Annotated in this window: 7 protein-coding genes; 3 read left to right on the top strand and 4 right to left on the bottom strand. The window is 53.2% G+C overall.

The features are described from left to right. Positions 1-60 precede the first annotated feature (60 nt). The 3 genes from rpsI to zapE all read right to left on the bottom strand — a co-directional run bounded on the left by rpsI (position 61) and on the right by zapE (position 2,257). Positions 61-453, bottom strand: a complete 393-nt coding sequence (gene rpsI / locus KP80_RS12710; RefSeq protein WP_000829815.1) for a 30S ribosomal protein S9 — start codon at positions 451-453, stop codon at positions 61-63. A gap of 15 nt (positions 454-468) precedes the next feature. Then, on the bottom strand, positions 469-897 hold the full coding sequence (gene rplM, locus KP80_RS12705) for a 50S ribosomal protein L13 (RefSeq protein WP_052284015.1): 429 nt from the start codon (positions 895-897) through the stop codon (positions 469-471). Between the two features lie 235 nt (positions 898-1,132). Further along, the gene (zapE, locus tag KP80_RS12700; protein ID WP_052284014.1) at positions 1,133-2,257 is read right to left on the bottom strand and encodes a cell division protein ZapE; all 1,125 of its coding nucleotides are present in this window, start codon (positions 2,255-2,257) and stop codon (positions 1,133-1,135) included. A gap of 198 nt (positions 2,258-2,455) precedes the next feature. Between zapE and zapG the strand changes: the two genes are divergently transcribed. From zapG to degS, 3 genes are all read left to right on the top strand, one after another. Continuing rightward, the gene (gene zapG / locus KP80_RS12695) at positions 2,456-2,854 is read left to right on the top strand and encodes a Z-ring associated protein ZapG (protein WP_052284013.1); all 399 of its coding nucleotides are present in this window, start codon (positions 2,456-2,458) and stop codon (positions 2,852-2,854) included. A 138-nt stretch (positions 2,855-2,992) separates the two neighbouring features. Then, positions 2,993-4,369: a serine endoprotease DegQ gene (gene degQ, locus KP80_RS12690; protein WP_052284012.1), complete on the top strand. Its 1,377-nt coding sequence runs from the start codon at positions 2,993-2,995 to the stop codon at positions 4,367-4,369. A gap of 90 nt (positions 4,370-4,459) precedes the next feature. Beyond that, positions 4,460-5,524, top strand: a complete 1,065-nt coding sequence (degS, locus tag KP80_RS12685; RefSeq protein WP_052284011.1) for an outer membrane-stress sensor serine endopeptidase DegS — start codon at positions 4,460-4,462, stop codon at positions 5,522-5,524. A 56-nt stretch (positions 5,525-5,580) separates the two neighbouring features. On the opposite strand, the gene mdh is transcribed toward degS, so the two are convergent. Continuing rightward, positions 5,581-6,519 carry a malate dehydrogenase gene (gene mdh / locus KP80_RS12680; protein WP_052284010.1) on the bottom strand — a complete coding sequence of 313 codons (939 nt, stop codon included), beginning with the start codon at positions 6,517-6,519 and terminating at the stop codon, positions 5,581-5,583. Between the last annotated feature and the right edge of the window lie 255 nt (positions 6,520-6,774).

The following is a 6,774-nucleotide window of genomic DNA, read 5'->3' as shown; positions in this document are numbered from 1 at the left end:
TAAAAAAACCCGCCGAGGCGGGTTTTTTCGCAAATTGCCGTCTGCCGAAGCAGAAACCAATTAACGTTTGGAGAACTGAGGACGACGACGTGCTTTACGCAGGCCGACTTTCTTACGTTCAACCTGACGAGCATCACGGGTAACGAAGCCAGCTTTACGCAGTTCGCCACGCAGGGACTCATCGTACTCCATCAGAGCGCGGGTGATACCGTGACGGATCGCACCAGCCTGACCAGAGATACCACCACCTTTAACGGTGATGTACAGATCCAGTTTCTCAACCATGTCGACCAGTTCCAGCGGCTGACGAACTACCATGCGGGCAGTTTCACGACCGAAGTACTGTTCCAGAGAACGTTGGTTGATAACGATTTTGCCGTTGCCCGGTTTGATGAAAACGCGAGCTGCGGAACTTTTGCGGCGACCAGTGCCGTAGTATTGATTTTCAGCCATTGCCTATAATCCCGATTAGATGTCAAGAACTTGCGGTTGCTGTGCCGCGTGGTTGTGCTCGTTACCTGCGTAAACTTTCAGTTTACGGTACATTGCACGACCCAGCGGGCCTTTTGGCAGCATGCCTTTAACCGCGATTTCAATCACACGCTCAGGATGGCGAGCAATCATCTCTTCAAAGGTCGCTTCTTTAAGACCACCGACGTAGCCAGTGTGACGATAGTATACTTTGTCAGTACGCTTGTTGCCGGTTACAGCAACTTTGTCAGCGTTCAGAACGATGATGTAATCGCCAGTATCTACGTGCGGAGTGTATTCCGCTTTATGCTTACCGCGCAGGCGCAGAGCCAGTTCGGAAGCCAGACGGCCCAGAGTTTTACCGGTCGCGTCAACAACATACCAGTCGCGTTTTACGGTTTCTGGTTTAGCTGTAAAAGTTTTCATTAAAAGCTTACCCAAATAAATTAGTTACACGTTGGTGAACACCCAAACGTTTAGTCAGATGAGGTTCACACGACATTGTCCAGCAAACCTACCCCTTCGAATAGCCTATGCCGGCGCATAGAAAGTTTTGGGAAAAAAACTCTCTCGTAACGTGGGGTCGCAAGAGTATAGAGAAGTCGGGGTCAAAGATCGACCCCTTTATGTGATTTACGCAGGGTTTTATGCCGGTTGGGTCTCACGGCATATGCGGACGCTTTAAATACTCCTCGCTCTGCATCTCCTGCAGACGCGACAGACAGCGCTGGAACTCAAATTTCAGCCGCTCCCCTTGATAGATGTTGTAGAGCTCGACCTCTGCGCTCACCACCAGTTTCACGTGGCGTTCATAAAATTCATCAACCAATGCAATGAAGCGCCGCGCCTCGCTCTCCAGAAGCGGGGTCATCACCGGGACATCAAACAGCATCACCGTATGGAACAATCGCGAGAGCGCAATGTAGTCGTGCTGACTGCGCGCATCGACGCACAGGGTGGTAAAGGAAACCGCCAGCGTTTGGTTTTCAACGCCAAGTGTCGGTAATGGGCGATGATTGATTTCCAGCGTTGTTTTATTCTGCTGCGAGGTGCCCGCCAACGCGAGCCACAGTTTATCCATCTGCTGGCGCGTATCGTTATTGAGCGGAGACAGCCACAGATGCGCCTGAGTAAGCGTACGCAGGCGATAGTCGATGCCAGCATCAACATTCATGATATCGCAGTGTTCTTTGATGGCCTCAATCGCTGGCACAAAACGTGCCCGCTGCAGGCCATTCCGGTACAGCTCATCCGGTGGAATATTTGACGTTGCCACCAGCGTAATGCCGCGGGCAAACAGCGCTTTCATCAGCCCGCCAAGCAACATCGCATCCGTGATATCAGAGACAAAAAACTCATCGAAACAGAGCACGTCGGTTTCCGCTTTAAACCGCTCGGCGACGATTTCGAGCGGATCGCTATGGCCCTGCAATGCCGCCAGCTCTTCGTGCACGCGCAGCATAAACCGGTGAAAGTGCAGGCGCTGCTTACGTGTACCGGGCAGGCTTTGGTAGAACATATCCATTAGCCAGGTTTTACCTCGCCCCACGCCGCCCCACATATAAAGGCCGCGAACCGCCGTTGGCGTGTCGGTCTCTTTTTTACCCAACAGCTTGCCGAAGCGCGCCTTCAGTCCGCCGCCTGAAGCGGGGGCTGCGGGTTTGTTTTGGAGTTCCTGATAAATAGTGTCGAGACGGCTTACCGCCTCACGCTGAACATCATCGGGTTGATGACTACCCTGCTCGAGGGCCTGAAGATAGCGCGATGTGGGGGACAGGCTTTGCATGATCTAATTGTTATTCCTTTGAAAACCGGTATGTCTTACTTCACGATTGACCAAAAAAAGTCCGTTCTACACTACGCGATGATGCGTCAGGATTCCACTTCTACGGGATTAGCGGTTATAGTGGCACTATCGGGCGTAGGCATGGAGTTGCCGAAGCCGCCAAGACCCTACGGAACAACAAAACAACGGGAGATGTTCATGACCTGGGAATACGCGCTAATTGGGTTAGTTGTCGGTATCATTATTGGTGCCGTGGCCATGCGTTTTGGTAATAGCAAGCTACGCCAGCAGCAAGCGTTGCAGTACGAACTGGAGAAAAACAAAGCCGAGCTGGAAGAGTACCGCGAAGAGCTGGTCAGCCATTTCGCCCGCAGCGCCGAGCTGCTTGATAACATGGCGGACGATTATCGCCAGATTTACCAGCATATGGCGAAAAGCTCCAGCAACCTGCTGCCGGGTATGTCGCCGGAAGCCAACCCGTTCCGCAACCGTCTGGCAGAATCCGAAGCCGGCAACGACCAGGCTCCGGTTCAGATGCCACGCGACTATTCTGACGGCGCTTCTGGCCTGCTGCGTAGCGGCGCTAAACGCGATTAATCTGCATTTCAGTTATTTTTTACGGGCGCATGACATGCGCCCGTCCTCTTCTGCGCACGCCGACTATATTTACTTCAATAACATCAGTTTTTTCGGGAAGCATTGTCCTTATATCCAGGGTCATGAGGGCCAGCATCAATGAGCAAATCGACTTTACTGTTAAGTGCGTTAGCGTTAAGCATTGGATTATCTCTTGCCGTACCGGCACCGGTACTGGCCTCACTGCCAACACAGGTTCCCGGCCAGGGTGCTGTGCCAAGCCTGGCCCCCATGCTGGAGAAAGTTCTGCCGGCAGTCGTTAGCGTGCAGGTTGAAGGCACCGCACCGGTTAACCAGCAGGTACCCGACGAATTAAAGAAATTTTTTGGTGACGATGGCAGCAATGGACCCAATGAACCGACACAGCAGTTTGAAGGGCTGGGTTCTGGCGTCATCATCGATGCGATTAAAGGCTACGTGCTCACCAACAATCACGTGATCAGCGATGCACAAAAGATCAGCGTGCAATTAAATGACGGCCGCGAGTTCGACGCCAAACTTATCGGTAGCGATGACCAAAGTGATATCGCCCTGCTGCAAATTCAGAAAGCCAGCCACCTGACGCAGATCGCTATCGCCGACTCCGACAAACTGCGCGTCGGCGACTTTGCCGTGGCCGTGGGTAATCCGTTCGGCCTCGGTCAGACCGTCACCTCAGGTATCGTTTCTGCGCTAGGACGCAGCGGCCTGAATCTCGAAGGATTGGAAAACTTTATTCAGACCGATGCCGCCATTAACCGCGGCAACTCCGGTGGCGCACTGCTTAACCTCAACGGTGAACTGATTGGTATCAACACCGCCATTCTGGCACCCGGCGGTGGCAGCGTAGGGATAGGCTTCGCCATCCCGAGCAATATGGCGCAAACCCTGGCACAACAGCTGATTCAATTTGGTGAAATCAAGCGTGGTCTGCTTGGCATTCGCGGGATGGAAATGACTGCGGATATCGCGAAAGCCTTTAACCTCAACGTACAGCGCGGTGCCTTCGTCAGCGAAGTCCTGCCAGGCTCAGGTTCGGCAAAAGCCGGTATCAAGTCAGGTGATGTGATTACCAGCCTGAACGGTAAACCGCTCAATAGCTTTGCGGAGCTGCGTTCACGCATTGCCACCACCGAACCGGGCTCCAAGGTTAAACTGGGCCTGCTGCGTGACGGTAAACCGATGGATGTCGAAGTTACGCTGGATAAGAGCACTTCGTCGACCGCCAGCGCACAGCTGATTATCCCGGCCCTGGAAGGCGCATCGCTGAGCGATGGCCAGGCGAAAAACGGGACGAAAGGCGTTGTCATCTCGAACGTTGAGAAAGGCAGTCCGGCCGCCCAGGTCGGTCTACATAAAGACGATGTCATCATTGGCGTGAACCGCCAGCCTACACAGTCGATAGCAGAGCTGCGCAAAGTACTGGAAGCCAAACCGGCAGTTATTGCGGTGAATGTGCTGCGTGGCGAAGAGAGTATCTATCTGCTGATGCGTTAATCCACGAAAAAACCGGACGTAGCATGGAATGTATGTCCGGTTAACTCGTGGTATGCTTCGTCCAGTTTCCTTATCAATGATGCCGGTATCATGCTTGTAAAGCTCTTACGTTCGGTCGCACTCGGTTTACTGGTCGGTGGCATACTGATTGCTACCGTTCCCTCTTTACGCCAGTGGAATCCATTATCTTCCCAGCGCTTTAGCAGCATGGATGAATCCCCGGCGAGCTACAACTCGGCGGTGCGTCGCGCAGCGCCAGCGGTAGTCAACGTCTACAATCGCAGCTTAAACAGCAGCACCCATAGCCAGCTTGAGATTAAAACGCTCGGCTCCGGGGTGATCATGGATGAGCGCGGCTACATTATTACCAACAAACACGTCATCAACGACGCCGACCAAATCATCGTCGCGCTCCAGGATGGCCGCGTGTTTGAAGCGCTGCTGGTAGGCTCCGATAGCCTGACCGATCTGGCAGTGCTTAAGATTAACGCAACTGCCGGTCTACCGGTTATCCCGATTAATCCAGCCCGCGTGCCACACATCGGCGACGTCGTTCTGGCGATTGGCAACCCTTACAACCTCGGGCAGACCATCACCCAGGGGATAATCAGCGCCACCGGTCGTATTGGCCTCAACCCAAGCGGACGCCAGAACTTCCTGCAAACCGATGCCTCTATCAACCACGGGAACTCCGGCGGTGCGCTGGTGAACTCGCTTGGCGAACTGATGGGGATCAACACCCTCTCGTTCGATAAGAGCAACGATGGCGAAACGCCAGAAGGGCTGAGCTTTGCTATCCCCTTCCAGCTGGCGACCAAAATTATGGACAAGCTGATTCGCGATGGTCGCGTGATCCGTGGCTTTATCGGCATTAGCGGTCGCGAGATTGCCCCGGTTCATGCACAGGGCGGCATCGATCCACTCCAGGGCATTGTGGTTAACGATATTTCTCCAGACGGCCCAGCCGCGCAGGCGGGGATCCAGAACAACGACGTGATCATCTCGGTGAATGGCAAGCAGGCCGTTTCCGCGCTGGAAACTATGGACCAGGTGGCAGAAATTCGCCCTGGTTCGGTGATTCCGATTGTGGTGATGCGTGACGATAAGAAAATGACGATGCAGGTGACGGTTCAGGAATATCCGGCGTCAAACTAACGCAAAAAAAGCAAAGGGGCCATTGGCCCCTTTGTGATCTTCTCAACGCATTGCGCTTATTTATTGACGAATTCTTCGCCCAACTGAATATCTTTGCGCAGCGTCTCCAGCATACCGTCCAGCGCCTGCTGTTCGTAGGCACTCAGTTTGCCAATTGACTGACGCTCTTCAATACCGTTTTTACCCAGCAGCAGCGGCTGTGAGAAGAAACGGGCATATTCGCCGTCGCCTTCAACATACGCACATTCCACAACCCCTTTCTCGCCCTGCAGTGCACGAACTAAAGAGAGGCCGAAACGCGCCGCAGCCTGGCCCATTGACAGGGTTGCAGACCCGCCACCCGCCTTCGCTTCCACCACTTCAGTGCCCGCGTTCTGGATGCGTTTAGTGAGATCATTCACTTCTTGATCGGAGAAGCTGATGCCAGGGATTTGGGATAATAAAGGCAGAATCGTGACGCCAGAGTGGCCGCCAATCACCGGGACTTCAACGTCACCGCAGTTTTTGCCTTTCAGTTCCGCCACAAAAGTATTGGAACGGATGATGTCCAGCGTGGTCACGCCGAACAGCTTGTTCTTATCGTACACGCCCGCCTTTTTCAGCACTTCAGCGGCAATAGCTACCGTGGTGTTGACCGGGTTGGTAATAATACCAATGCAGGCTTTAGGCGCAGTTTTGGCAATTTGCTGGACCAGGTTTTTCACAATCCCAGCGTTAACATTAAACAGATCGGAGCGATCCATGCCGGGTTTACGTGCGACACCCGCCGAGATCAGGACAACATCAGCCCCAACCAGCGCAGGCGTTGCATCTTCACCCGAGAAACCTTTGATTTTAACATCAGTCGGAATATGGCTCAGATCAACTGCCACTCCGGGCGTGACGGGGGCAATATCATACAGAGAGAGTTCTGAACCTGAAGGAAGTTGGGTCTTTAGTAGTAGGGCAAGCGCCTGGCCAATACCGCCGGCGGCACCAAGGACTGCGACTTTCATCCTAAACTCCTTATTATGGTTAATGACATTCAGGTAGCAACCTGTCGTGGACCGCATAACCAACGCAGGAGAGACCTGTAGTTACTCCGTTGCGGCGACCTTAATTCACAAGGTAAATAATTACAATATAATTGCTTACAGAATGCGGCGTTTCCAACAGCATTGCTGGATCCACTGCATCACTCCCAGAAAAAGGCCTATCTACGAAACCAAATTTTCATCAACTATCGATTACAATATACGCAGCATGTTGTG

Source organism: Kluyvera genomosp. 1 (assembly GCF_001266615.1).
GTDB classification, from domain to species: Bacteria; Pseudomonadota; Gammaproteobacteria; order Enterobacterales; family Enterobacteriaceae; genus Kluyvera; species Kluyvera cryocrescens_A.
The sequence above is the reverse complement of the archived record's forward strand: the minus strand, read 5'-3'. Positions and strand labels throughout refer to the sequence as shown.